Source organism: Legionella sp. km772, assembly GCF_003989735.1.
Taxonomy (GTDB): domain Bacteria; phylum Pseudomonadota; class Gammaproteobacteria; order Legionellales; family Legionellaceae; genus Legionella.
In genome coordinates, this window is record NZ_RZGQ01000319.1 from 1 (window position 1) to 1722 (window position 1722).

Here is a 1722-nt window from a genome sequence, read left to right on the forward strand (position 1 = left end):
AAAAACTCATTTAAATCACTTTGCTATTAAGTACAAATTGATTCTTAGAGCGAACCAGATTGCTTGGCAGGAGCTTAAAAATATGGCAGCTTAAAATTGACCGTGCGTAACATGAGTTATCCAGTAAAATACCGGTTGCAATGATCCTGCGCTGCGCATAGCGATACATCAGCTGCGCGCAACGCTTCATCGCACCTATTGCTGCTGCAGCAAGGCACAAGCGAATATACATCATATTGTCCTGTGCTATTTCCATACCTTGGCCTGCACGTCCCAGCATCTGTTCTGAGGTGACTTTAACATTATCCATTGTTATTTTGTTTTTCGAAAACCCCCGAATGCCCATAGAGACATCGTCAAGTCCAGCGTGCATGCCCTCAGCATTCTGAGGAACGAGAAATCCGCTCATCCCAACCCAATGGTTATTTTCATCATATTGTTGCACATAAACAGCTGTCAAAGCCGCAGATGAACCCATTCCTATCCAGCGTTTACTGCCTTTTAATGTCCACTCTCCCTCACCTACTGCATAGCCCACCGATTTCATAGCTCGAGGATTAGAACCAGCATCCGATTCAGTCATAGCTCCGGCAGTAAAAATTCGTCCTGTCGCCATCAGGTTCAAGTATCTTTTTTTCATAGATTCTGAGGCATAATTTTCCAGAGTATGAGCCCCTTGAATACTTTCAATGAGAATAACGCTCAAGGTCAAATCAATTGCAGCAACCTGCTCAATAACACGCAACATATCGTAAGTAGTTAACTCTAGCCCCCCATATTTTTGAGAAATATGTATCCCAAAAAATCCCTCATTACCCATCTCAAGAAAAACATGTGGCGGATAGCCTCGCTGTTCATCTGCAGCATGAGAATCTAGATATTTTGCAGAAAAATCACGTATCCAATGGATTAATCTATCAGCTGTTTTTTTGCTTTCATTTTTAGAGTTCAATTTTTCATCCTTATAGGTATGCAAAGTTAATAATGTAGTATTATTAAAAATAGTCTATTTTAGTATTTTATGTAAATTTTATCCGGTAGGCGATAAAATATTTCATACCGAGCTAATCCTATCGTCATGTATCGAGAACAAACTTAAAATCGATAATATTCGCATAAATTTTATCTTGTGCTATTGTTTATATTTGAATAAATAGTATTTTTTGGAATTAATTGTATGGTCCGCACGCAGATGATTTAACCAGCTCTGCGAGATTACTTATGAAGGACTAAACCAGTTTATGGAAAATTTTGGGAAAACATGATGGACTATGAGAATTTATACCATCTGACATGGCAAAATATGGCTAGTTTATCCATACTTTTGTCCAATGATTTGATCATTCAGGAAATTAATCCTGCCGCGGAAACTGTGCTCAATATAAGGAGCACGGAAGTAGCTCATAAACATCTCAACGAGCTATTTAAAGAGAAAGGATTGGAACCCCTCTTTCCAGAGCATACAAGCATTAAGCTCAAAAAATCACTGGTGTGGCGCAACGATAAAAAATGGACAATAAACTGGATGCTATTGCCCGCTTATGAGTCAATGTATCTGCTTGTTGGTAATATAGAAGCCACTCCCCTAGACATTCCCTTAGAAACTCATGTTACGCACGGTCAATTTTAAGCTGCCATATTTTTAAGCTCCTGCCAAGCAATCTGGTTCGCTCTAAGAATCAATTTGTACTTAATAGCAAAGTGATTTAAATGAGTTTTTAT

At 38.6% G+C, this 1722-nt stretch carries 2 protein-coding genes; one reads left to right on the forward strand and one right to left on the reverse strand.

What is annotated here, in order from left to right:
- Nucleotides 1–10: 10 nt before the first annotated feature.
- Nucleotides 11–952 carry an acyl-CoA dehydrogenase family protein gene (locus ELY15_RS15595; RefSeq protein ID WP_127101657.1) on the reverse strand — a complete coding sequence of 314 codons (942 nt, stop codon included), beginning with the start codon at nt 950–952 and terminating at the stop codon, nt 11–13.
- Nucleotides 953–1261: 309 nt separating this feature from the next.
- On the opposite strand from ELY15_RS15595, the gene ELY15_RS15600 reads away from it, so the two are divergent.
- Nucleotides 1262–1630, forward strand: a complete 369-nt coding sequence (locus ELY15_RS15600) for a hypothetical protein (RefSeq protein ID WP_127101659.1) — start codon at nt 1262–1264, stop codon at nt 1628–1630.
- Nucleotides 1631–1722 lie beyond the last annotated feature (92 nt).